The organism is Pseudoxanthomonas suwonensis 11-1, assembly GCF_000185965.1.
In the GTDB taxonomy this organism is placed as follows: Bacteria; Pseudomonadota; Gammaproteobacteria; order Xanthomonadales; family Xanthomonadaceae; genus Pseudoxanthomonas; species Pseudoxanthomonas suwonensis_A.
On the sequence record NC_014924.1, the window covers coordinates 2,146,659 to 2,168,199 of the forward strand.

The 21,541-nt window shown below is 70.5% G+C and carries 21 protein-coding genes and 1 pseudogene; 11 read left to right on the forward strand and 11 right to left on the reverse strand.

The features are described 5' to 3' along the window. Positions 1 to 184: 184 nt before the first annotated feature. Positions 185 to 1,426 (reverse strand): annotated as a pseudogene (locus tag PSESU_RS09730) (HlyD family secretion protein); the annotation flags it as partial. A gap of 408 nt (positions 1,427 to 1,834) precedes the next feature. On the opposite strand from PSESU_RS09730, the gene PSESU_RS09735 reads away from it, so the two are divergent. Continuing rightward, positions 1,835 to 2,212, forward strand: coding sequence for a helix-turn-helix transcriptional regulator (locus PSESU_RS09735; protein ID WP_013535608.1), 378 nt, complete (start codon positions 1,835 to 1,837; stop codon positions 2,210 to 2,212). Positions 2,213 to 2,470: 258 nt separating this feature from the next. On the opposite strand, the gene PSESU_RS09740 is transcribed toward PSESU_RS09735, so the two are convergent. From PSESU_RS09740 to prmB, 7 genes are all read right to left on the reverse strand, one after another. After that, the gene (locus tag PSESU_RS09740) at positions 2,471 to 3,127 is read right to left on the reverse strand and encodes a phosphoribosylanthranilate isomerase (protein ID WP_013535609.1); all 657 of its coding nucleotides are present in this window, start codon (positions 3,125 to 3,127) and stop codon (positions 2,471 to 2,473) included. Then, positions 3,124 to 3,897, reverse strand: a complete 774-nt coding sequence (truA, locus tag PSESU_RS09745) for a tRNA pseudouridine(38-40) synthase TruA (RefSeq protein WP_013535610.1) — start codon at positions 3,895 to 3,897, stop codon at positions 3,124 to 3,126. The genes PSESU_RS09740 and truA overlap by 4 nt, the downstream gene beginning before the upstream one ends. A gap of 6 nt (positions 3,898 to 3,903) precedes the next feature. After that, positions 3,904 to 5,727 (reverse strand): type IV pilus assembly protein FimV, encoded by a 1,824-nt coding sequence (locus tag PSESU_RS09750; protein WP_013535611.1) that lies wholly within the window; start codon positions 5,725 to 5,727, stop codon positions 3,904 to 3,906. A 244-nt stretch (positions 5,728 to 5,971) separates the two neighbouring features. Then, positions 5,972 to 6,997 (reverse strand): aspartate-semialdehyde dehydrogenase, encoded by a 1,026-nt coding sequence (locus PSESU_RS09755; protein ID WP_013535612.1) that lies wholly within the window; start codon positions 6,995 to 6,997, stop codon positions 5,972 to 5,974. 121 nt (positions 6,998 to 7,118) lie between these two features. Next, positions 7,119 to 8,159: a 2-hydroxyacid dehydrogenase gene (locus PSESU_RS09760; RefSeq protein ID WP_013535613.1), complete on the reverse strand. Its 1,041-nt coding sequence runs from the start codon at positions 8,157 to 8,159 to the stop codon at positions 7,119 to 7,121. Positions 8,160 to 8,169: 10 nt separating this feature from the next. Further along, on the reverse strand, positions 8,170 to 9,309 hold the full coding sequence (gene aroC, locus PSESU_RS09765) for a chorismate synthase (protein ID WP_041764089.1): 1,140 nt from the start codon (positions 9,307 to 9,309) through the stop codon (positions 8,170 to 8,172). Between the two features lie 171 nt (positions 9,310 to 9,480). Beyond that, on the reverse strand, positions 9,481 to 10,413 hold the full coding sequence (prmB, locus tag PSESU_RS09770) for a 50S ribosomal protein L3 N(5)-glutamine methyltransferase (protein ID WP_013535615.1): 933 nt from the start codon (positions 10,411 to 10,413) through the stop codon (positions 9,481 to 9,483). A gap of 123 nt (positions 10,414 to 10,536) precedes the next feature. Between prmB and PSESU_RS09775 the strand changes: the two genes are divergently transcribed. Together PSESU_RS09775 and asd are read left to right on the forward strand one after the other, a co-directional pair. Then, positions 10,537 to 11,190 (forward strand): SCO family protein, encoded by a 654-nt coding sequence (locus PSESU_RS09775; protein ID WP_013535616.1) that lies wholly within the window; start codon positions 10,537 to 10,539, stop codon positions 11,188 to 11,190. Continuing rightward, entirely contained in the window at positions 11,187 to 12,035 is an 849-nt protein-coding gene (asd, locus tag PSESU_RS09780) for an archaetidylserine decarboxylase (RefSeq protein ID WP_013535617.1), read from the forward strand. The genes PSESU_RS09775 and asd overlap by 4 nt, the downstream gene beginning before the upstream one ends. 223 nt (positions 12,036 to 12,258) lie before the next feature. Here asd and PSESU_RS09785 read toward each other — a convergent pair whose 3' ends face one another. Next, positions 12,259 to 13,821 carry a transglycosylase SLT domain-containing protein gene (locus PSESU_RS09785; protein ID WP_013535618.1) on the reverse strand — a complete coding sequence of 521 codons (1,563 nt, stop codon included), beginning with the start codon at positions 13,819 to 13,821 and terminating at the stop codon, positions 12,259 to 12,261. Between the two features lie 106 nt (positions 13,822 to 13,927). Here PSESU_RS09785 and PSESU_RS09790 point away from each other — a divergent pair, with 106 nt between their 5' ends. The 4 genes from PSESU_RS09790 to PSESU_RS09805 all read left to right on the forward strand — a co-directional run bounded on the left by PSESU_RS09790 (position 13,928) and on the right by PSESU_RS09805 (position 17,645). Further along, positions 13,928 to 15,484: a helicase HerA-like domain-containing protein gene (locus PSESU_RS09790; RefSeq protein WP_013535619.1), complete on the forward strand. Its 1,557-nt coding sequence runs from the start codon at positions 13,928 to 13,930 to the stop codon at positions 15,482 to 15,484. Between the two features lie 53 nt (positions 15,485 to 15,537). Beyond that, complete coding sequence (locus PSESU_RS09795; RefSeq protein ID WP_013535620.1) at positions 15,538 to 15,939, forward strand: VOC family protein; 402 nt, start codon at positions 15,538 to 15,540, stop codon at positions 15,937 to 15,939. Between the two features lie 76 nt (positions 15,940 to 16,015). After that, positions 16,016 to 16,516 (forward strand): transcription elongation factor GreB, encoded by a 501-nt coding sequence (gene greB, locus PSESU_RS09800; RefSeq protein ID WP_013535621.1) that lies wholly within the window; start codon positions 16,016 to 16,018, stop codon positions 16,514 to 16,516. A gap of 160 nt (positions 16,517 to 16,676) precedes the next feature. Continuing rightward, positions 16,677 to 17,645, forward strand: a complete 969-nt coding sequence (locus PSESU_RS09805) for a DegV family protein (RefSeq protein ID WP_041764093.1) — start codon at positions 16,677 to 16,679, stop codon at positions 17,643 to 17,645. A gap of 76 nt (positions 17,646 to 17,721) precedes the next feature. Here the strand turns inward: PSESU_RS09805 and rimO are convergent, their stop codons facing one another. After that, positions 17,722 to 19,089, reverse strand: a complete 1,368-nt coding sequence (gene rimO, locus PSESU_RS09810; RefSeq protein WP_013535623.1) for a 30S ribosomal protein S12 methylthiotransferase RimO — start codon at positions 19,087 to 19,089, stop codon at positions 17,722 to 17,724. 181 nt (positions 19,090 to 19,270) lie between these two features. Between rimO and PSESU_RS09815 the strand changes: the two genes are divergently transcribed. From PSESU_RS09815 to PSESU_RS09830, 4 genes are all read left to right on the forward strand, one after another. Continuing rightward, the gene (locus PSESU_RS09815) at positions 19,271 to 19,972 is read left to right on the forward strand and encodes a dienelactone hydrolase family protein (protein WP_013535624.1); all 702 of its coding nucleotides are present in this window, start codon (positions 19,271 to 19,273) and stop codon (positions 19,970 to 19,972) included. Continuing rightward, positions 19,969 to 20,379 (forward strand): HIT domain-containing protein, encoded by a 411-nt coding sequence (locus tag PSESU_RS09820; RefSeq protein WP_013535625.1) that lies wholly within the window; start codon positions 19,969 to 19,971, stop codon positions 20,377 to 20,379. The genes PSESU_RS09815 and PSESU_RS09820 overlap by 4 nt, the downstream gene beginning before the upstream one ends. Positions 20,380 to 20,406: 27 nt before the next feature. Continuing rightward, a complete protein-coding gene (locus tag PSESU_RS16420) occupies positions 20,407 to 20,571 on the forward strand; it encodes a LiaI-LiaF-like domain-containing protein (RefSeq protein WP_013535626.1) in 165 nt (54 codons plus the stop codon). Positions 20,572 to 20,665: 94 nt separating this feature from the next. Then, complete coding sequence (locus PSESU_RS09830; protein WP_013535627.1) at positions 20,666 to 20,854, forward strand: LiaI-LiaF-like domain-containing protein; 189 nt, start codon at positions 20,666 to 20,668, stop codon at positions 20,852 to 20,854. Between the two features lie 83 nt (positions 20,855 to 20,937). Here the strand turns inward: PSESU_RS09830 and dcd are convergent, their stop codons facing one another. Further along, a complete protein-coding gene (gene dcd / locus PSESU_RS09835; RefSeq protein ID WP_013535628.1) occupies positions 20,938 to 21,510 on the reverse strand; it encodes a dCTP deaminase in 573 nt (190 codons plus the stop codon). Positions 21,511 to 21,541: the final 31 nt, after the last annotated feature.

The window sequence follows — 21,541 nt, forward strand, 5'->3', positions numbered from 1 at the left end:
GACCCTCAATGCCCGCGCCGTGGCGGATTGCTCGCCTGCACCTCCGACTACCTGTCGCAGCTCCGTACTGGATAGAGATTTCATTGTCATGCACTCCTTCTGCTCTAAGAGGCGCTTCCTGCGCCACGGCCGGGATACCACCCGGTAATTCTTGGCTCCGCCGATCAGCCGAAACACGGCCCTTCACCGAATAGACCGGTTCCAGCAGCCATTCGATCAGCCGTCGCTTCTCGCCGAGGATGTCGGCCTCCAGCAGCATCCCCGGACGCAGCGGCTCGGGCCTGCCGTACGCCATCACCTCCTGCGCGGCGAGCGACACCGTCACCCGGTAGAACGGCTCCACCTGCCCACCCGCACTCGAGGTTGCCGGCAGTTCGCCGCCCGCTAGCGTGCTGCGGCTGATCCGCCCGACCCTGCCACGGTAGTGCCCGAACTTCTGGTACGGATAGGCCTGGTAACGCAGCAGCACGCTGTCGCCCGGCTCGATGAAGGCGATTGCGCGGCTTGGCACCAGCAGCTCCGCCTCCAGCGGACTGTCGGCGGGCAGCACGCTCAGCAGCGGCTGGCCGGCCTGCACGGCCTGGCCAGGCTTGGCCAGCTGCGCGGTGACCACGCCATCGACTGCCGCCGTCAGCACCAGCTCGCCGCGCGCCCGGGTCTCCAACTGCTCCTGCTCAAGCACGGCCAGCTCGCGGGCATGGCCGGCATCGGTGGCCGTGCGTTGTGCGGGCAGCTCGGCAAGCGCCTGCTCCAGCTGCGCGATGATGCGTCCGGTAGCGGTCGCCTGGCGCTGCAGCACCTGCATCTCGCCGACCTGGGCCAGCACCACCGACTCCTGCTGCTTGATCTGCAGCTGGCTGACGTAGCGCTCGCCTTCCAGCTGCTGCAGCCGCTCAAGGGTTTCGCGCGCCAGCCGGATCTGTTCGCGCCGCGTGCCGATTTCGGTTTCGAGCTGTGCCAGCTCGCGCCTGGTGGTCAGCAGCTGCGCGCGCAGTCCGGTTTCCTGTGCATCGAGCTGGTGCCGCTGGGCCACGTGCGCGGCGTGCAGGCCTTCACGTCGTTGCCGCAGCCGCTGTTCCAGGGCTTGACGGGTGTCGCCAATGCCGGTGATGGCACGCGGTACGGCAATCACCAGCAGCGTCTGGCCGGCCCGCACCCGCTCGCCTTCCTGCACCCTCACGGCTTCGACGACGCCGGTGGCGGGTGCGAGTACGGTGGACATGCCGCGCGTGGGCACCAGGTGCCCGCCCACAGTGGACCGTCGGGTGTAGCTGCCCAGCACGAGGAAAGTGCCGATGGCGGCGGCCACCAGCGTCGCGGCGAGCGTCAGCAGCCAGAGCGGCAGCGGCTGGGCCAGCTGGATGCCACCGAGCCAGCTGCCGCGGCGGGCCTCCAGCACCTCGCGCCGGAAAAGTTCGTCGCTCATGCGCGCGATCCTCCGCAGGCCGCGGCGACGCCACATCCCCTGGCGCACCCGGAGCCCAACCGGAAAGATCGATGCGCGTCACGGCGCGCGCTCGAGCGATAGTCTTCCTGCATCGACATCGTCCACTCCATGGACCGTGGCGACGCCTCCATGCGCCGCCCATGCCGCCAGTCATCCTGACCGGCGGCGGCGATCCTGCCGCTGGCAGCCCACGCGTTTCAAGGCCCGCGGTTGCGCACTGCATGCAACTACCGCTTGCACCTGCAACGGATGCCTCGCCCGTGCAGCGTCCGCGCCTTGCAGCAAGCGGAACTGCACAAGATGACGCACATCACGTTGCCGCGGTTGCTACGCGGCGGAAACAGGGGCTAGTCTGCGATCAATGCCACGGAATGGCAGGAGGCGCGCATGCAGCTTTCCATGAGAATCCGGATCGCACGGCAGCGGGCAAAGCTCTCGCAGGAAGCGCTCGCCCGGATGTTGGGCGTCAGCCGCGGCGCAGTCGCCAACTGGGAATGTGCGGTTGGTTCGCTCCCGGCCACTACCCGCCTCGAGCGGCTGGCGCAGGCGACCGGCGTGTGTTTCGAATGGCTGGCCACCGGACGCGGCCCGATCACCTATACCGAGCCGGTACCGAGGCCATCGACCGAGGGCGAGTGGATCGACGATCCGATCGAACGCCGGCTGGTCCAGGCCTACCGCGTTGCCAGTCGCCCCCTGCAGCGCATGCTGCTGCGGCTGGCCGAAGCGCAACTCCAGGATCCCGACGAACGCCGTCGCGCCTGACGTCCTGGTCAGACGTCCGTTGCCAAACCCGGAGAGCCCAGGCGGCAGCACGACCAGCGTGATCGTCTGACGCGGGTTGTCCGTCGCGCGCTGTTGCCACGCTGGCACCGCGGCTGTTTTTCGCGCCAGCTATCGGACCGGTGAGCAAACGTGCCGCTGGCTCCAGCCGTGCCAGCACGACCAAGCCAGGGCTGGAGAGACAGGCGGGCTGAGGTCTCCTGCTTGCCGGAACGCAGCAAGCACCAGGGGCCAGCGGACTCAGTCCAGCTCGGCGCAGTCGGCCTTGCGGACTTCGGCGACGAATCGGCGCATCTTTTCGCCGTCCTTGATGCCCGGGGAGAGCTCGATGCCGCTGGCCACGTCCACCGCCCATGGCAGGGTCGCGGCAATGGCTTCGGCGACGTTGCCGGCATCCAGGCCGCCGGCCAGGACGAAGGGGCGATGCAGGCCGGTGGGCAGCCGGCGCCAGTCGAAGGCGTGCCCGCTGCCGCCGGAGCGGCCGCCGCCGTGGCTGTCGAACAGGAACGCGGCGGCGCTGGGCCAGCGCTGCTGCAGCGACTGCGCATCCCACTCGGCATCGCCGCCCATCGGGACGGCCTTCATGTAGGGCACCCGGAACGAACGGCAGAAGGCGTCTTCCTCGTCGCCGTGGAACTGCAGCAGTGCCGGGCGGATCTGGCGCACGACCTCGCGCACTTCCTCGGCGGTGTTGTCGCGGAACAGGGCCACGGCGCTGACCATCGGGGCCATCGCCAGGCGCAGCTGGCGCGCGGCGACCGGGGTCACCTGGCGCGGGCTGCCCTCGGCGAAGATGAAGCCAACGGCGTCCACGCCCAGCTCGCTGGCCAGGCGCACGTCGCCCGGCCGCGTCATGCCGCAGAACTTGATCCTGGTCCGGTACAGCGTTCGGGTCACAGCGTCACCTCTTCCGGCAGACCCCACTCGGCGGGGTACAGGGGACGCAGGAACACCAGGCCCTGGGGCGCCGCGGTCGGCCCGGCGAGCGTGCGGTCGCGGCCGGCCAGCAGGCGCGCGATCCAGCCCTCGTCCCGGGCACCCGCTCCGACCTCCAGCAGCGAACCGACGATGTTGCGGACCATGTGGTGCAGGAACGCATTGGCCTGCACTTCGATGGAGACGGTTTCGCCACTGCGGCGGACCTGGATGTCCTGCAGGTTCCGGCGCGCGTGGGGTGCCTGGCAGTGCACGGTGCGGAAGGCGCTGAAGTCGTTCTCGCCCAGCAGCGCCTGCGCGGCGCGGTGCATTGCGTCGGCATCCAGCGGGCGCCGCTCCCAGGCCATCGTCGAGCGGTACAGCGCGGGCCGTACAGGACGATTGACCAGGGTGTAGCGATAGCGTCGTGCCCTGGCGGAGAAGCGGGCGTGAAATGCGTCGTCCACCGGCATGCACCAGCGCACGCAGACGGTGGGCGGAAGGCGTCCGGTAACGCCCAGGGTCCAGGCGCGGGGATCGCGCTCGGCGGTGCTGTCGAAATGCACCACCTGGCATTCGGCGTGGACGCCCGCATCGGTGCGGCCGGCGCAGCTGACGGTGATGGCCTGGTCGGCGACCGAGGACAGCGCGCGCTCAAGCGTGGCCTGCACCGTGCTCGGGCCGGAGGGTCCCAGGCCCTGCCAGCCCTGGAAACCTCCGCCGTCGTACTCCACGCCCAGCGCGTAACGCATCGGCGATCAGCCGATCTTGCGAAGCAGCTGGGCCGCCTCGTCGCGGGCCGCCGGATCCTGGCCGGCCAGGACCTCGCGCAGCAGGGTCCGTGCGGTTTCCACGTCACCCAAGTCCAGGTAGGCCACCGCCAGCTCCAGCCGCTCGCGGCCTGCCGGGGACGGGTTCAATGGAGTGAAGCCGACCGGATCGACGTGCCAGGCCGGGGCCTGCTCGCGCGGGGCGAGGGGCTCGGGTTCGAACTCCGGCTCGATCCCGGCATCGGGCTCGAAAGCGACCTCGGCTTCTTCCTGCGCGAACTCCGGCTCCGGGTCCGCCTCATGCTCGTCGACGTAATCCTGCTCGACCGGATGCGGCTCCAGCTCGGGCTGCTCGACCGGTACCACCGGATCGGCGTGCATCTGGGTCGACGGCGCGGCCGCTGCAAGCGAGGCGGCATCGAAGCCACGACCACCACGGCTGACCGGGATCGGCAGCGGCTTGGGCTTGCGCGCGAACCACCACGCCGCCGCAGCCGCGGCCACCAGCAGCAGGACCAGCAGCGGCCACAGGCCCATGCCCTCGCCGCGCGCGGACCGCTGCTCGACCTGTGCCAGGCGCTGCTGCGCCGCGGCCAGCTCGCTGTCCTTCAGCTCGATCAGCTTCATCTGCTGCTGCTGCAGCTTCTCCAGTTCCTCGAGCCGGCTGCGCAGTTCCTGCACTTCCGAGTCGCGGGCAGCCAGGTCTTCCTGCGCCTGGCGCAATTGTTCGTTTGCCAGCATGTCGCCCTCGCCACCACTGCCCAGTCCGGAAGTCGCCCCCTGCGTTCCATCGGCCGCGACCGCCGGAGCGATCTCCAGACGTGCCCCGTCCGCCGCCGCGGCATGCGCTGCCGGGGCCGGCGCGGCCGGCGCGTCGCGCTCCACCGTGCCCTGCTGGTCCGGCGTGCCGGCCACCGCCGGCTGCGGCACCGGCTGCGAGAGCTGGCGCCACTGCGCGGTCTGCTCGCGCACCGTGGCGCGGGCGGAAGCCGCGTCGGCGAAGTCGCCGGCGCCGGGCATGCGCAGCACGGCGCCGGCGCGGACCCGGTGGATGTTGCCGCCGATGAAGGCCTCGGGGTTGGCGCGCAGCAGCGCAACCATGGCCTGCTCGCGGCTGTAGCCGCCGCGGTCCATGCCGGCGACCACGTGGGACAGGGTCTGGCCGCGCTCGACCCGCGCCAGGGTCTCGCCCGGGGCTGCGCTGGCCGCGACCGGGGTCGGCGGCGACGGTGCGCGGACCGGTGCCGGCGCAGGCGCAGGCGCCGGAGCGGGTTCGGGAAGCGGCTCGGCGGCCGGAAGCGACGGCAGCGGCGCCGGTTCCGGCTCGCGCACGATCATGTCCGACGGCAGCGCCTGCGGCGCCTCGATCACCGGGGCCTCGATCGCCACCGCGCTCTGCGGGGCATCGACCAGGGCCGAATACTCGCGGACCAGGCGGCCCTGGCCCCAGTCGACCTCGACCAGGAAGGACAGCGCGGCCACGTCCACCGGACGGTCGCTGGTGACCCGGACCACGGCGCGGCCCTGGGCGTCGGCGGTGATCTCGAAGTCCAGCTCGCGCACCAGGCCCGACGGCGGCTGCAGGCCGACACGCGCGAAGGTCTCGGCCGAAGCCAGGCGCACGCGCGCGTTCTCCAGCTCGCCGGGCTGGTTGGAGATTATCGGAATCTCGGCCAGCAGCGGCTGGCCCGGGCCGGAAAGCACCCGGATCTGTCCAAGCCCCAGCGCGAACGCGCCACTGCTGGCCAGCAGCAGGGCAAGCGCCAGCAGCAGTTGCATCGGGCGCCAGGCGCCCTGTCCCCTCTTTTCCATGGCGCGAACTATAGCCGTTTCACGGTTCCGGCCGCAGCGGCGGGGCTTTGCGGGCATCGATGGAGGCACCTGGAAGACAAGGCCAGCGCGAACGACGGGGCACTGGCAGCGCGGACCGGGCCAGGCTCCAGGGCCTGGCCTGCACAGGCGGGCTGGTCCGGAGTCGCGCCCAACAAAAAAGCCGGGGCACATGCCCCGGCTTCCGCGTCTGATGGAGGCGGCCGGCGGCGACCGCCCTGCCCGCTCAGCCGCCGGCGGCGACCAGCTCGGCCAGCTGCACCGCGTTGAGCGCGGCACCCTTGCGGATGTTGTCCGAGACGATCCACAGGTTCAGGCCACGCGGATGGGAAATGTCCTCGCGGATGCGGCCCACGTACACCGGGTCGTTGCCCGAGGCATGGGTGACCGGGGTCGGGTAGCCGCCAGCCTTGCGGTCGTCGACCACTTCCACGCCCGGCGAGCGCTCCAGCAGTTCGCGCGCGGCCTCGGCGGTGACCTTCTTCTTGGTCTCGATGGCCACCGCCTCGGAGTGGCCGTAGAACACCGGCACGCGCACCGCGGTCGGATTCACCTGGATGCTGTCGTCGCCGAGGATCTTGCGGGTCTCCCAGACCAGCTTCATCTCTTCCTTGGTGAAACCGTTGTCCAGGAAGTCGTCGATGTGCGGGATCAGGTTGAACGCGATCTGCACCGGGAAGCGCTGCGGGTCGGCGTCCTGGAAGTTCAGCAGCGCGCCGGTCTGGCGGCCCAGTTCCTCCAGCGCCGAGCGGCCGGCGCCGGACACCGACTGGTAGGTGGCCACGTTGATGCGCTCGATGCCGTACTCGCGGTGCAACGGGGCCAGCGCCACCAGCATCTGCATGGTCGAGCAGTTCGGGTTGGCGATGATGCCGCGCGGACGGTTCTTCGCCGCCTCCGGGTTGACCTCGCTGACCACCAGCGGCACGTCGTCGTCGTAGCGGAAGGCCGAGGAGTTGTCGATCACCACCGCGCCTGCGGCGGCGAACTTCGGCGCGTATTCCTTGGAGACGCTGCCACCGGCCGAGAACAGGGCGATGTCCACGCCAGCCGGATCGAAGGTGGCCAGGTCCTGCACCTCGACCTTGCGGCCGCCGAAGTCGACGTCGCCGCCGGCCGAGCGCTCCGACGCCAGGGCGATGATCCTGTCGACCGGGAACTGGCGCTCGGCCAGGATGTTCAGCATGGTCTCGCCAACGGCGCCGGTGGCGCCAACGACTGCGACGGTGAAGCGGCGTTCTGCGTTGCTCATTGAAATGTCCGTGATTCGTGATTGGTGATTCGGAAAGCAAAGGCGCGGTGCGCGTCAGCGGGGTTCGGGGAACCTCTGCCTTGGGTGTGCGCCGTTCATGCGTGGCGCGGGCGGAGGTTCCCTATCGTTTGCCGGTCGCGGCTTTGCCGGCGCCGGTAATGGCGCCGGTGGTTTTCTTAGCGGTGACCGGGGTGGCCGGACGGCCGGCATCGGGCCCCAGGTCCAGCGCCGCCAGCAGGTTGTCCACCGCCAGCTGCACCATAGCCCGGCGGGTGGCCAGCGAGGCGCTGCCGATGTGCGGGGTCAGCACCACGTTGCGCAGGGCCAGCAGTTCCGGACGCACCTCGGGCTCGCCCTCGTACACATCCAGGCCCGCGGCGGCAAGACGACCGCTGGCCAGGGCATCGGCAAGCGCCAGCTCGTCGACCAGGCCGCCGCGGGCGATGTTCACCAGGCTGGCGGTCGGCTTCATCCTCGCCAGCGCGGCCGCGTCGATGATGTGGTGGTTGTCCTGCGAATACGGCAGCACCAGGACCAGGTGGTCGGATTGCGCCAGCAGGGTGTGGAGATCGACGTACTCCGCACCGACGCCCTGCTCGACCCCGGCCGGCAGGCGCGAGCGGTTGTGGTACAGCACCTTCATGCCGAAGCCGTGGTGGCCGCGGCGGGCAATGGCCTGGCCGATCCGGCCCATGCCGAGGATGCCCAGGGTGCTGCCGTGCACGTCGGCACCGAGCATGGTCGAGAACGACCACTGCCGCCATTGGCCTTCGCGCAGCCAGCGCTCGGACTCGGTGATCCGGCGCGCTGCGGCCATCACCAGGGCGAAACCGAGGTCGGCCGTGGTCTCGGTGAGCACGTCGGGGGTGTTGGTAGCGATGACGCCCGCCGCATCCAGCGCGGCGATATCCAGGTTGTTGTAGCCCACGCCGACATTGGCCACGGCACGCAGCTTCGGCGCCTGCGCCAGCTCGGCCGGACCGATGCGTTCGTTGAGCGTGACCAGGGCGCCGTCGGCCTCGCGCAGCGCGGCGGCCACGGCCTCCGGCGGGTGCACGGTCACCTCGCGCACCGCGTCCACCTCGCAATGGGCCGCCAGCTGGTCGACGACGTCGTCGAACAGCGGCTGCGAAACCCAGATGCGCGGAGGCGGGCTGGCCATGGCGGTCGGGTCAGCTCCCCTGCTCTTCGCCAGGCACGACGTCGCCCAGCGCACCGGCGCCGGCCGGGATGCGCGGGGTAATCGTGCCGACGTCGCCACACTGGGCGCGATGGCGCAGGGCCTGGTCCATCAGCACCAGGGCCACCATCGCTTCCGCGATGGGCGTGGCGCGGATGCCGACGCAGGGGTCATGGCGACCGGTGGTGATCACCTCGACCGGATTGCCGTGCACGTCCACGGTGGGTCCGGGCAGGCGCAGGCTGGAAGTGGGCTTGAGCGCGATCGAGGCCACCACCTGCTGGCCGGTGGAAATGCCGCCGAGGATGCCGCCGGCATGGTTGCTGGCGAAGCCCCCGGGCGAGATCAGGTCGCGGTGCCCGGTGCCCTTCTGCGACACCACGTCGAAGCCGTCGCCGATCTCCACGCCCTTGACCGCATTGATGCTCATCAGCGCCGCGGCCAGTTCGCCATCGAGCTTGCCGTAGATCGGCTCGCCCCAGCCCGGCGGCACGCCGTCGGCAACCACGGTCACCCGCGCGCCGACCGAATCGCCGGACTTGCGCAGGGCATCCATGTAAGCCTCCAGCTCCGCCACCTGCGGCGCATGCGGCCAGAAGAACGGGTTGTCCTCGACCGCGTTCCAGTCGAAACCGGCCGGGCTCACGTCGCCGATCTGGGCCATGAAGCCACGCACGGTGACGCCATGACGCTGCCTGAGCCACTTCTTGGCGATCACCGCCGCGGCCACGCGCATGGTGGTCTCGCGTGCCGAGCTGCGGCCGCCACCGCGCGGATCGCGGATGCCGTACTTCTGCCAGTAGCTGTAGTCGGCATGGCCGGGTCGGAACTGCGCCGCGATGTTCGCGTAGTCCTTGCTGCGCTGGTCGGTATTGCGGATCAGCAGCGCGATCGGGGTGCCGGTGGTGCGGCCCTCGTACACGCCGGAGAGGATCTCGACCTCGTCGGCCTCGCGCCGCGCCGAGGTGTGGCGCGACTTGCCGGTGGCGCGACGCTGCAGGTCGTGGGCGAACTCCTCCGGCGCGATCTCCAGGCCGGGAGGACAGCCGTCGATGACACAGCCGATGGCCGGGCCATGCGATTCGCCGAAAGTGGTGACCGACAGCAGCCTGCCGAAGGTGTTGCTGCTCAAGACGCGCCCCGCGTGCGGACCTTTACAAGGCCGCCAAGCATCGCACATCGGCGCGGGTGCTGCAGCGCGTCAGGAATAGGAAAAAACGTTGCCGCGGTAACGGCTTAGCTCAGCCGCGACGCGCTGCGCATGACGTCCCGCGGCGGGCACCGCGGGACGTGCCGGCGAGGCTCAGGCGCGCGCGGCGGCAAGCCCGGCGATGCGCGCGTGATGCGCCACCAGCTCGCGGCACTCGACCGCGAAGATGCCCATCTGCCCGACCTTGAACTCGATCCAGGCCAGGTCCAGCTCGGGCAGCAGCTTGACGAGGTGCTGCTCGGACTCGCCGACCTCGCAGATCAGCAGGCCGTCCTCGGACAGGTGGTCCGGCGCGTCGCGCAGGATCTTCAGCACCAGGTCCAGGCCGTCCGGACCGGCGCGCAGGCCCAGCTCCGGCTCGTAGTCGTACTCGCGCGGCAGGGCGTCGGTCTCTTCGTCGGTGACGTAGGGCGGATTGGTGACGATCAGCTCGTAACGGCGACCGGCCAGCCCGGCGAACAGGTCGGACTTCACCAGCTCGACGTTGTCCGCGTGCAGGCGCTCCTTGTTCTCCGCGGCCAGCGCCAGGGCGTCGTCGCTGATGTCCACGCCATCGACCTGCCAGTCCGGGTTGTAGTGGCCCATGGCAATGGCGATACAGCCCGAACCGGTGCACAGGTCCAGCGCGCGGTGCACCTCGCGGCCGCCCAGCCAGGGCTCGAAGCCGTTCTCGATCAGTTCGGCGATCGGCGAGCGCGGCACCAGGGCGCGCGCGTCGGACTTGAAGCTCAGGCCGGCGAACCAGGCCTCGCCGACCAGGTAGGCGGCCGGGATGCGCTCCTCGATGCGGCGGCGGAACAGCTCCAGGATCTTCGCCTTCTCGGCCGAGGTCAGGCGCGACTGGCCGTACACCGGGCTGAGGTCGTGCGGCAGGTGCAGCGCATGCAGCACCAGCTGGGTCGCCTCGTCCATGGCGTTGTCGTAGCTGTGGCCGAAGGTCAGCCCGGCCTCGTTGAAGCGGCTGCCGCCATAGCGGATCAGGTCGATGATCGTGTGCAGCTCGCTGGCCACGTCGGCGTCGGTCATGGGGGATGTGCGCGCTGGCCGCGCCGGCTGGAAAGGGCCGTGAATTATAGGGCAACGGCCGCCTTTTCCCCGGCAACGGCTATCATGGCCGGCCCGACGCCACGCCCCACGGACGCTGACGCCATGTTCAACCGCACCTTCGGCTACATCCTCGCCGTCGCGCTCGCCGCCGGCCTGGGCCTGCTGGCCGCGCGCCACCTCCTCGACCGCGACGCCGCGCCCGCCGGTCCCGCCCTGCAGACCGTGACCCTGCTGCCGCAACCGCGCGAGCTGCCGCCGTTCAACCTGCGCCAGTCCGACGGCACCCCGCTGCTGCCGGGCGAGCTGGCCGGACACTGGACCCTGGTGTTCCTGGGCTTCACCTTCTGCCCGGACGTATGCCCGACCACCCTGGCCGAGCTGGCCGGGGCGCAGAAGGAGTGGGAGTCGCTGCCCGAATCGGTGCGCCCGCGCGTGCTGTTCGTGTCGGTCGACCCGGAGCGCGACACCCCCGCCAAGGCCGGCGAGTACGCCCGCGCCTTCCACCCGGACAGCCTGGCCGCCACCGCCGATGTGCCGGCGCTGGAGAAGTTCGCCACCTCGCTGGGCTTCGTCTTCATGAAGGTGCCGGGCAAGACCTTCGACGAGAACCCGCAGGACTACAGCGTCGACCACTCGGCCAACATCGCCGTGCTCGACAGCCAGGGCCGCCTGGCCGGCCTGATCCGCCCGCCGTTCCAGCCGCAGGCGATCGCCGCCGACCTCAGCCTGCTGACCACCATGGAGCGCGGCCAGTGAGCCTGGGCACCTACCTGAGCTGGGCCCTGCCCCACCGCCTGCTGTCCTCGCTGGCGCGACAGCTGGCCTATTCGGAGAACCCGAAGCTCAAGCAGCGCTTCATCGACACGGTGGTACGCCAGTTCAATGTCGACCTGGGCGAGGCCGCCGAGCCGGACCCGACCGCCTACCCCAGTTTCAATGCGTTCTTCACCCGGGCGCTGAAGCCGGGCGCGCGCACGCCGGATCCGGATCCGCGCGCACTGCTGATGCCGGCCGACGGGCGCATCAGCCAGCTGGGCCGGATCGACGAAGACGGCCGCATCTTCCAGGCCAAGGGCCAGTCGTTCACCGCCGCCGAACTGCTCGGCGACGCCGAGGCCGCGCGCGTGTTCGCCGGCGGCAGCTTCGCCACGGTGTACCTGTCGCCGCGCGACTACCACCGCGTGCACATGCCCTGGACCGGCGTCCTGCGCGAGACCGTGCACGTGCCCGGGCGGCTGTTCAGCGTCGGCCCGGCCGCGGTGCGCACCGTGCCGCGCCTGTTCGCGCGCAACGAGCGCCTGGTCTGCCACTTCGATACCGACTTCGGGCCGATGGCCTCGGTGATGGTCGGGGCCATGCTGGTTTCCGGCGTGGAGACGGCCTGGAGCGGCGTGGAGATTCCCGAATACGGCGACGACATCACCCGCAAGGACTACCGCGGCAAGGGCATCGTGCTGGAGCGCTTCGCCGAGATGGCGCGCTTCAACTACGGCTCGACCGTGATCGTGCTGCTGCCGCCGGGCGCCGCCAACCTTGCGCCCGGCCTGCAGGCCGAGTCGCCGGTGCGGCTGGGCCAGGCGCTGGCGCACCTGGCGCACTGATCGGCGGCAGCTCCGGCATCGCGCCCGGAGCGCTTCGCATGCACGGGCTCCGGCGTAGCCCGGATAAGGCCGCAGGCCGCATCTGGGGTACCACGCGTGGCGACGCGCCAGACCGCGCCAGCGCCCCGACGTCGCAGGGGCGCGGTGCGCTTCGCTTACCCGGCTACGTGCGCGGCCCCGCGCCGTTGCCCGGGCCTGTCCTTGATGCGCGAAAGGGACCTGCTTACTTCGAGCAGCCGACGAGCTTGAGCTTCTGTCCCTGGCGCAGGGCGTAGGCCGGCGCCTTGAGCCCGTTGGCGGCCGCGACCTGCTTGACGTTGCAGCCGTGGCGCTGGGCGATCCTGCCCAGGGTGTCGCCGCGGGCCACCGTGTAGGTGCGCACCTGCGCGGACCTGGGCCGGGCCGGCTGCGGCCGGCCGGTGGCGACCGTGGTGGCCACGCCGGGAACCGGGGTGACGTTGCCGACGGCGACGGTGCCCAGCGGTCCCGCGCCCTCCAGCGCAGCGTTCGGATCCGCGGTCACCAGGGCATGGGCAAGCTCGGCGCGCGGCCCGCCCTCGCAATGGCGGTGGTACAGGCTGGCGACGCGCGCGGTCGCCGCCAGCACGGTGCCGGCCGGGATCACGGTCTCGGCGTCGTAGCGCGGGTTGAGGTTGCGCAGCGTGCGCATGTAGCCGTCGCGGTTGCCGGCATTGCCCAGGCAGACCGTGAGTTCATAGATGCTGGCCGGACGTACCAGCTTCAGCGCTGCCGGCTGCGCATGGACCTTGGGGAAGGTCACCCCGAACTGGCGCGGGTGCAGGTAGATCCAGGCCGCGGCGATCACCATCGGCACGTAGTCGCGGGTTTCCGGCGGGAACTGGTCGTAAGCCTGTACGTTCCAGAAGCCGGAGCCGCCGGTGGAGCGGTGCACGCGCAGGGCGCGGCCCTCGCCGCCGTTGTAGCCGGCCAGGGCCAGCTCGACATCGTTGTTGAGTTCGCGCAGGCGCTCGTTGAGGTAGGCGGCGCTGGCCTCGGCGGCCGAGCGCGGGTCGTAGCGCGTGTCGAAGCCGCTGCCGTCCGGGCCCAGGCCGAACCGGCGCGCGGTGGCGGGCATGAACTGCATCGGCCCGGCCGCGCCGGCGCGGGAGACCGAGTGCACGCGGCCATTGGATTCCTTGGCGAGGATTCCGAACAGCAGCGCCTCCGGCAGGCCGCGCTTCTCGAACTCCGGCCACATCAGGTGGCGCATGGCCTGGTAGTTCTCGTAGCTGGTCATCAGCTGCGGGCGCATGTCGGTCAGCCAGCGGCGGATGCCGGCCTGGATCGCGGGGTTGTAGCGGACCATGCGGTCGAGGACGTGGCGGTTGTCGTCGCCCAGCAGGCGCGCGGCGCGCACCGCCTCGGGTACGTCGGTGGCCAGGGCCGGATCGGCCTCGAGCAGCTCGTCGTCATCGCCGATCTCGTCCGGACCGGCGCCGCCGGCGTCGATACCGTCCTTGAGCAGGCGCTTGTAGCTGGCCAGCAGGTCCGACATCGGGCAGCCGCGCTGCTTCACGCAGGCGTCGATCACGTCCTCCATGTCCTCCAGCGCGGCATTGCCCTCGTCGGCACCGCGCGGGTCGCCGTTGGCGGCGAGCACCAGGGCGGCGCGGTAGCGGGATTCGGCCTGGTCCATGCGCGCGACCAGGGCATCGGCCGCGGCCCGGTCACGGGCGGAGACACGCTGGGCAAGGGCTTCGGGGGCGACGCAGGAGAGCAGCAGTACGGCCAGCAGCGGCCGCAACAACGACGGGCAGGAGGACATCGGCAGGTTTTCCAGGAGCGACCGGCAGGGTAGCCCCGGGCCCGCGACAGGGGCAACCCGCGCCGGCGCCGCTAGAATCCCGGGCAACCCAATCCACGAGGCCTCCATGGACCCGATCCTGCTCGGCAAGGGCACCACCGACGACGTCCCGGTCACCCTGCTCCCGGCCCTCGCCAACCGCCACGGCCTGGTTGCCGGCGCCACCGGCACCGGCAAGACCGTGACCCTGATGACCCTGGCCGAGGGCTTCTCGCGGATCGGCGTGCCGGTGTTCGTGGCAGACGTGAAGGGCGACGTCTCCGGCCTGGCCGTGGCCGGCGAAGGCGGCGGGAAGCTGGCCGCGCGCGCCGCCGCGATCGGGGTGCAGGACTTCGCACCGGAAGCGAGCCCGGTCGTGTTCTGGGACCTGTACGGCAAGCTCGGCCACCCGGTCCGCACCACCGTCAGCGAGATGGGACCGACCCTGCTGGCGCGCATCCTGGAACTCAACGATACCCAGGCCGGCGTGCTGGACATCGTGTTCAAGCTGGCCGACGACCGGGGCCTGCTGCTGCTGGACCTGGACGACCTGCGCGCCCTGCTGAACCTGGTGGCCGCGGAGCGCAAGGCGGTCTCGGCCGAGTACGGCCTGGTCAGCGCGCCTTCGGTGGCGGCGATCCAGCGTGCGCTGCTGCGCCTGTCCCAGGATGGAGGCGAGCAGTTCTTCGGCGAGCCGGCGCTGGAGCTGGCCGACCTGATGCGGGTCAACCATGATGGCCGCGGCGTGGTCGGCATCCTTGCCGCTGACCAGCTGATCCTAAAGCCGCGGCTGTATTCGACCTTCCTGCTGTGGCTGCTGAGCGAGCTGTTCGGGAACCTGCCGGAAGTCGGCGACCTGGAGAAGCCGAAGCTGGCCTTCGTATTCGACGAGGCCCACCTGTTGTTCGCCGACGCGCCGCCGGCACTGCGCCAGCGCATCGAGCAGGTGGTGCGGCTGGTCCGCTCCAAGGGCGTGGGCATCTACTTCTGCTCGCAGTTCCCGGACGACGTGCCGGACAACGTGCTGGGCCAGCTCGGCAACCGCGTGCAGCACGCACTGCGCGCCTACACGCCGCGCGACCAGAAGGCGGTCAGGACGGCGGCCCAGACCTTCGTGCCCAACCCGAAGCTGGACGTGGCCGCCACCCTGCCCCAGCTGGGCACCGGCGAAGCCCTGGTCAGCACCTTGCAGGCCGGCGGCATTCCCTCGCCGGTGCAGGTGACGAAGATCGCGCCGCCGCGCTGCCGGATGGGCGCGATCACCGAGGCCGAGCGCGCGCGGGTGCGCGCCACCAGCCCGGTCGGCACCCGCTACGACACCCCGGTCAACCGCGAATCGGCGGCGGAAATGCTGGCCGCGCGGGTGCAGGCGGCCACGCCCGCCGGCACGCCCGCCGCGCAGCAGGACGGCGAAGGCGGCTTCGGCCAGAAGGTCAACGAGTTCCTGTTCGGCACCAGGCGCCGCCAGGGCGTGGTCGAATCGGTGGCCAAGCAGACCGCGCGCAACGTCGGCGGTTCGGTGGGCCGCAGCGTGGGCAGCAGCATCGGCGAGTCGGTCGCCGGCAAGGTCGGCAAGAAGTATGGCGGCCAGATCGGCAACCAGATCGTGCGCGGCATCCTCGGCGGCATCTTCGGCCGGCGCTGATCCCTCCGGGCCACGCGCGCGTCCTGCCCCACCACCACTGACAGGATGCCGCCATGGGCCTCTCGTTCCATATCGACTTCGACGGGCGTTGCGAGGAGGCGTTCGCCTTCTATGCCCGGCACCTCGGCGGCCGCATCGGCACCCTGCTGCGCATCGACGATGCGCCGATGCCGGCCCCGCCGGGGCTGCTGGGGCGGCATGTACTCCACGCCAACATCCGCTTCGACGGGGTGGAGCTGGCCGGTGGCGACGTTGCGCCAGCACGGTACCGACGGCCGCAGGGCTTCTGCGTGCTGCTGGGACTGGAATCGGAGGAACGGGTACGGGCCTGCTTCGAAGCGCTGCGGGAAGGCGGTGAAGTGGTGCTGGCACCCCGGCCCACGTTCTGGTCGCCCTGCTACGCCATCGTGGTCGACCGCTTCGGCGTGCCATGGAAGCTCAACTGCGGCAGTTGAGCCGCAGCCGGCGCGACTCCCCGCCCACCCCGACAGGCGCTAGGATCACGCCCCCTCCGTCACCTGTCGCATCCGCATGTCGCGCTGGCGTCCGCCCCCCGAGAAGAGCACCGCCCTGATCACCCGTGCAGGCCATGACCGGCTCAAGGCCGAGCTGGACGACCTGTGGCGCGTGCAGCGGCCGGAGGTGGTGAAGGCGCTGGCCGCGGCGGCGGCCGAGGGCGACCGCTCGGAGAACGCCGAGTACACCTATCGCAAGAAGCAGCTGGCGGGGATCGACCGCCGGGTGCGTTACCTCAGCAAGCGCCTGCCCGCCCTGCGCGTGGTCGAGACCGCGCCCTCGGATCCGGAGGCGGTGTTCTTCGGCGCCTGGGTGGAACTGGAGCGGATCGACACCGGCGAGCTGGCCCGCTACCGCATCGTCGGACCGGACGAGACCGACGCCGCGCTGGGCCATATCAGCATCGACTCGCCGCTGGCCCGTGCCCTGCTCAGGAAACGCATCGACGACGAGGTCGAGGTGCAGCTGCCGGGCGGGCCGGCACGCTTCGTGGTGGTCGACGTCAGCTACGAATGATGGGCCTCAGTGCCACCATACGGTGACGTAGCTTGACGTCCCCACGCCCACCCGCGACCTTCCCACCTGAATCGCTCATACGCACCAGGGGAAGTGCATGACGGCAACACTCGACGCCGGCCCGGCCGGTCCAGCGAGCATCGCGCTCGCGCCCGAAACAATGGCAACCGCGCCCAAGGCGGCCCGTACCGGCATCGTGATCGATGCCTCCATCGATGTTTCGGCGGACTTCCTCGCCGACCCGGACGTGGCGGTCATCCCGATCCCGATCAGGATCGGCGGCAGCACCTACATCGACCAGCACGACCCGGAGGCCAGCGCGCGCTACATGCGCGAGAACGGCAATGGCGAAGGCGTGGCCGGCCAGTCGATACCGCTCGATGCCGCGCAGATGCGCAACTTCTTCATCGAGCGCTTCGCCCTGGACTACGACTCGGTCTACTGCCTGACGATCACCTCCACCCGCAGCCCGATCCATGACGCATGCAGCGAGGGCAGCTCGCTGGCGCTGGCCCACATCCGCGGCCTGCGCCAGGTCGCCGACATGCGGCGCCCGTTCCAGTTCCGGGTGATCGATACCCGCAACATGTTCGCCGGTTCCGGCATCGCGGCGATGGCGCTGCGCGACATGCTCGCCGCGCAGATGTCGCCCAAGGACGTCCGCGCCGAGCTGCTGCGGATCGTGGACAGCACCTACACCTATTACATCCCCGACGACCTGGGCTATGCCCGCACCCGCTCGCGCGTGCGCGGCGACCGCAGCATCAAGCTGGCGAGCGTGGTCCTGGGCAGCGCCCTGGCGATCAAGCCGATCATCCGCGGCTACCAGGGCGACACCCACCCGGTGAGCAAGTACCGTGGCCGCGCCCAGTCCTGGGGCAAGCTGTTCAAGTTCGCGGCGCGACGGGTAGCCGAGGGCCAGCTGCATACCCCGCACGTGATCGTGTCCTACGCCGGAGCGATGGGCGAACTGCACGCGACCCCGGAGCTGGGCGAACTGCGCCAGGCCTGCGAGCGCGCGGGCGTCTCCCTGCACGTGCTGCAGATGAGCATCACCGGGATGATGAACATCGGTCCCGGCGGCCTGACCCTGGCCTATTCCGGCCCGGTTCCCAACGAGGCGCCCTGAGCGATACCGGTCCACATCGCCGGATACGGAAGCGGCGCCCTGGGGCGCCGCTTTCCGTCGTGCCTTCGCCCGGAACTCAGAGCACCCGCAGGCCCAGCGGCGAGGTGTCGCCGGTCTCGGCGTACTCGACCTCGCCATAGAGGTCGTGCTCGTCGCTGCCCATGATCCGCACGTCGACGAACTCGCCCGGCTGCAGGCCGGCATCGCGGCCGTCCTGGATCTGCACGGTGCCGTCGATCTCCGGCGCATCGGCCATGGAGCGGGCGATCGCCAGCTCGCCGTCGACGAAGTCCACCAGGCAGCGCTGCACGCTGCCGACCTTGGCCTCCAGGCGCGCGGCCGAGATCTCGCCCTGGCGCTCCATGAAGCGGGCCAGGCGCTCCTGCTTGACCTCTTCCGGTACCGCGCCCGGCAGCGCGTTGGCGCTGGCGCCCTCGACCGGCGAATAGGCGAAGGCACCGACGCGGTCCAGCTGGGCCTCGTCGAGGAAATCCAGCAGCTCCTCGAACTCCTGCTCGGTCTCGCCGGGGAAGCCGACGATGAAGGTCGAGCGCAGGGTCAGTCCCGGGCAGATCGCGCGCCAGCGCTGGATCCGCTCCAGGGTCTTGTCGACCGCGCCGGGGCGCTTCATCAGTTTGAGGATGCGCGGACTGGCGTGCTGGAAAGGAATGTCCAGGTACGGCAGCACCTTGCCCTCGGCCATCAGCGGGATGACGTCGTCCACGTGCGGATACGGATAGACGTAGTGCAGGCGGGTCCAGGCATCCAGCTCGGACAGGCCCTCGCACAGCGCCTTCATCCGGGTGGCGTATTCCCTGCCGCGCCAGGTGCCCGGTGCGTAGCGCACGTCCACGCCGTAGGCCGAGGTGTCCTGCGAGACCACCAGCAGCTCGCGCACGCCGCCCTTGACCAGGCGCTCGGCCTCGCGCAGCACCTCGTCCACCGGCCGCGACACCAGATCGCCACGCATGGAGGGGATGATGCAGAAGCTGCAACGGTGGTTGCAGCCTTCGGAAATCTTCAGGTACGCGTAGTGGTGCGGGGTGAGCTTCAACCCGTAGTCCGGGACCAGGTCCAGGAACGGGTCGTGCTTCGGCGGCAGCGCCGCGTGCACCGCTTCCATCACGCTGGTGTAGTCCTGCGGGCCGGACACGGACAGGACGTCCGGATACTGCTCGCGGATCATCTCCGACTTCTTGCCCAGGCAGCCGGTGACGATGACCTTGCCGTTCTCGTTCATCGCCTCGCCGATGGCGTCCAGCGATTCGGCCACGGCCGAGTCGATGAAGCCGCAGGTGTTGACCACCACCACGTCGGCGTCGTCGTAGGTCGGGACGATGTCGTAACCCTCCACGCGCAGCTGGGCGAGGATGCGTTCGGAATCGACCAGCGCCTTCGGGCAGCCGAGGCTGACGAAGCCGACCTTGGGGTTGTGCACGGACATGGGGAAGCTCGGGGAGACGGACGGGCGCCACCGGCGGTGCCGGGCGCGAGGCGCGCGATTATACCCGCACCCCGCTGCAGCGCTTCCTGCAGCCGTCCCGGCGGCCCGCCCCCGCCGCAGACGCGGCCGGAACGCCTGCCGGCCGCATAATGGCGCCCCCCCCCCGACCGAGGACGACGCCATGGGCCAATGGATCCAGCTTGCCACCCCACGCGGGCAGGTCGCGACCTGGCAGGCCGGCCCGCCGACCGCGCCGCGCGGGGGCCTGGTGGTGGTGCAGGAGATCTTCGGGGTCAATTCGCACATCCGCGCCGTGGCCGAGGACTTCGTGGCCGAGGGCTACGCCGTGCTCGCGCCGTCGTTCTTCGACCCGGTGCAACGCGGGGTGGAACTGGACTACGACGAGGCCGGCTTCGCCAAGGGCCGCCAGCTGGCCGGCGAACTGGGTTTCGACGCGGCCCTGCAGATACTCGATGCCGCCGCGCAGCGGCTGCAGCGCTACCTGGCCGCTTTCAAGGAGCCGCGTGGCAGCGTGGGCACGGTCGGTTACTGCTGGGGCGGCACCCTGGCCATGCTCGGTGCGCTGAAGCTGGGCCTGCCCTCGGTCAGCTACTACGGCGCGCGCAATGCCGCGTTCCTCGACGACCCGGCCCTGGTCGCTGCGCCGAAGGCGCCGGTGATGTTCCACTTCGGCGAGCAGGACGCCTCGATCCCGCCCGATGCGGTGGAGGCCCACCGCCGTCAGCTGCCGACGATGGAGGTCCACGCGTACCCCGCCGGCCATGCCTTCAACCGCGAGGTCGACCCCAAGGCCTACGACAAGCCCAGCGCACGCCTGGCGCGCGAGCGCACCCTCGCCTTCTTCGCGGAACACCTCAAGTGAGCGCGGCGTTCGAGCTGGACCCGCGCCTGGCGGCCGACAGCGTGTTCGTCGCCGACGGCCCGCTGTCGCAGGTGCGGCTGATGGACGACACCCGCTTCGCCTGGTTGCTGCTGGTGCCGCGGGTGGCAGGCGTCACCGAGTGGATCGACCTGGACGGCAACCAGCAGCGCCTGCTGCTGGCCGAGATCAACCGTGCCTCGCAGGTCCTGCGCGCCACCCCCGGGATCGCCAAGCTCAACATCGGCGCACTGGGCAATATCGTCTCGCAGCTGCACGTGCACCTGGTCGGCCGACATCCGGGAGATGCCGCCTGGCCGTGCCCGGTCTGGGGCAGCGGCAGCGCGGTGCGGCACGCCCCGGATGCGTTGCAGGCGGCTGCCGCGCACTGGCGTTCGCGGCTAGGATAGGCGCCCTTCCAACAACCGGTACGCCCCATGGGTTCCAACGTGTTCGCCGCCCTCGTCCTGATCGGCGTGGGCCTGTTTTTCCTGGCCCGCAACCTGGGCTGGATCAACACCGGAATCGGGGCACTGCTGGCGACCTGGTGGCCGGCCGCGCTGGTGGTGGTCGGCGTGGTGATGCTGCTCAAGCGCAAGTAAGCGGGTGGCGCCGGATGCAATGTGTTGACTTCCGGCACCTGATTCCCGCCTGCGCCGGGAGCACCATGGCGGCATTCCAACCGAGGACGCCGCCATGCACCGCCGCCTGATTCCCGCCCTGGTCCTGATCGTGCTGGGCACGCTGTTCCTGCTGGACAACCTGGGTGTCGGCCTGGACGCCGGCCGCCTGCTCGCCACCTGGTGGCCGCTGCTGCTGATCGCTGCCGGCCTGTCGCGCCTGCTCCCGCTGGCTCCCCGCCGCGAGGATGCCCGGGCGGGCTGAGTCCGGCACCCGGCGCCAACAGGCTCCACACACGCGAAGGGCGCGGATTCCGCGCCCTTCGCCTTTCCACCGCCGGCGGGACCTCAGGTCCGCGGCAGGGTGACGCCGGTCTGGCCCTGGTACTTGCCGCCACGGTCCCGGTACGAGGTCTCGCACACGTCGTCGGCGTCGGACTGGAAGAACAGCATCTGGGCCACGCCCTCGTTGGCGTAGATGCGCGCCGGCAGCGGCGTGGTGTTGGAGAACTCCAGGGTCACGTGGCCCTCCCACTCCGGCTCGAGCGGGGTCACGTTGACGATGATGCCGCAGCGGGCATAGGTGCTCTTGCCCAGGCACACCACGAGCACGTCGCGCGGGATGCGGAAGTACTCGACCGTGCGCGCCAGGGCGAAGGAGTTGGGCGGAATGATGCACTCGTCGGCCACCACGTCCACGAAGCTCTTCGGATCGAAGTGCTTGGGGTCGACGATGGTGGAGTTGATGTTGGTGAAGACCTTGAACTCGCGCGAGCAGCGCACGTCGTAGCCGTAGCTGGAGGTGCCGTAGCTGACGATGCGCTGGCCGTCGGCGTGCTTCACCTGGCCGGGCTCGAACGGGTCGATCATGCCGTGCTGCTCGGCCATGCGCCGGATCCAGCGGTCGCTCTTGATGCTCATGCAATGGTTCCCTGGGGCAAGGCCCGTGAAC

Excerpts from the sequence above, each read along its gene's own strand:
- dcd (WP_013535628.1), bottom strand. The coding sequence starts at position 21,510 with ATGAGCATCAAGAGCGACCGCTGGATCCGGCGCATGGCCGAGCAGCAC.
- PSESU_RS09830 (WP_013535627.1), top strand. The coding sequence starts at position 20,666 with ATGCACCGCCGCCTGATTCCCGCCCTGGTCCTGATCGTGCTGGGCACG.
- PSESU_RS09790 (WP_013535619.1), top strand. The coding sequence starts at position 13,928 with ATGGACCCGATCCTGCTCGGCAAGGGCACCACCGACGACGTCCCGGTC.
- rimO (WP_013535623.1), bottom strand. The coding sequence starts at position 19,089 with ATGTCCGTGCACAACCCCAAGGTCGGCTTCGTCAGCCTCGGCTGCCCG.
- PSESU_RS09815 (WP_013535624.1), top strand. The coding sequence starts at position 19,271 with ATGGGCCAATGGATCCAGCTTGCCACCCCACGCGGGCAGGTCGCGACC.
- PSESU_RS09775 (WP_013535616.1), top strand. The coding sequence starts at position 10,537 with ATGTTCAACCGCACCTTCGGCTACATCCTCGCCGTCGCGCTCGCCGCC.
- PSESU_RS09750 (WP_013535611.1), bottom strand. The coding sequence starts at position 5,727 with ATGGAAAAGAGGGGACAGGGCGCCTGGCGCCCGATGCAACTGCTGCTG.
- PSESU_RS09760 (WP_013535613.1), bottom strand. The coding sequence starts at position 8,159 with ATGGCCAGCCCGCCTCCGCGCATCTGGGTTTCGCAGCCGCTGTTCGAC.
- greB (WP_013535621.1), top strand. The coding sequence starts at position 16,016 with ATGTCGCGCTGGCGTCCGCCCCCCGAGAAGAGCACCGCCCTGATCACC.
- PSESU_RS09805 (WP_041764093.1), top strand. The coding sequence starts at position 16,677 with ATGGCAACCGCGCCCAAGGCGGCCCGTACCGGCATCGTGATCGATGCC.
- PSESU_RS16420 (WP_013535626.1), top strand. The coding sequence starts at position 20,407 with ATGGGTTCCAACGTGTTCGCCGCCCTCGTCCTGATCGGCGTGGGCCTG.
- PSESU_RS09785 (WP_013535618.1), bottom strand. The coding sequence starts at position 13,821 with ATGTCCTCCTGCCCGTCGTTGTTGCGGCCGCTGCTGGCCGTACTGCTG.
- PSESU_RS09755 (WP_013535612.1), bottom strand. The coding sequence starts at position 6,997 with ATGAGCAACGCAGAACGCCGCTTCACCGTCGCAGTCGTTGGCGCCACC.
- PSESU_RS09795 (WP_013535620.1), top strand. The coding sequence starts at position 15,538 with ATGGGCCTCTCGTTCCATATCGACTTCGACGGGCGTTGCGAGGAGGCG.
- prmB (WP_013535615.1), bottom strand. The coding sequence starts at position 10,413 with ATGACCGACGCCGACGTGGCCAGCGAGCTGCACACGATCATCGACCTG.
- truA (WP_013535610.1), bottom strand. The coding sequence starts at position 3,897 with ATGCGTTACGCGCTGGGCGTGGAGTACGACGGCGGAGGTTTCCAGGGC.
- PSESU_RS09735 (WP_013535608.1), top strand. The coding sequence starts at position 1,835 with ATGCAGCTTTCCATGAGAATCCGGATCGCACGGCAGCGGGCAAAGCTC.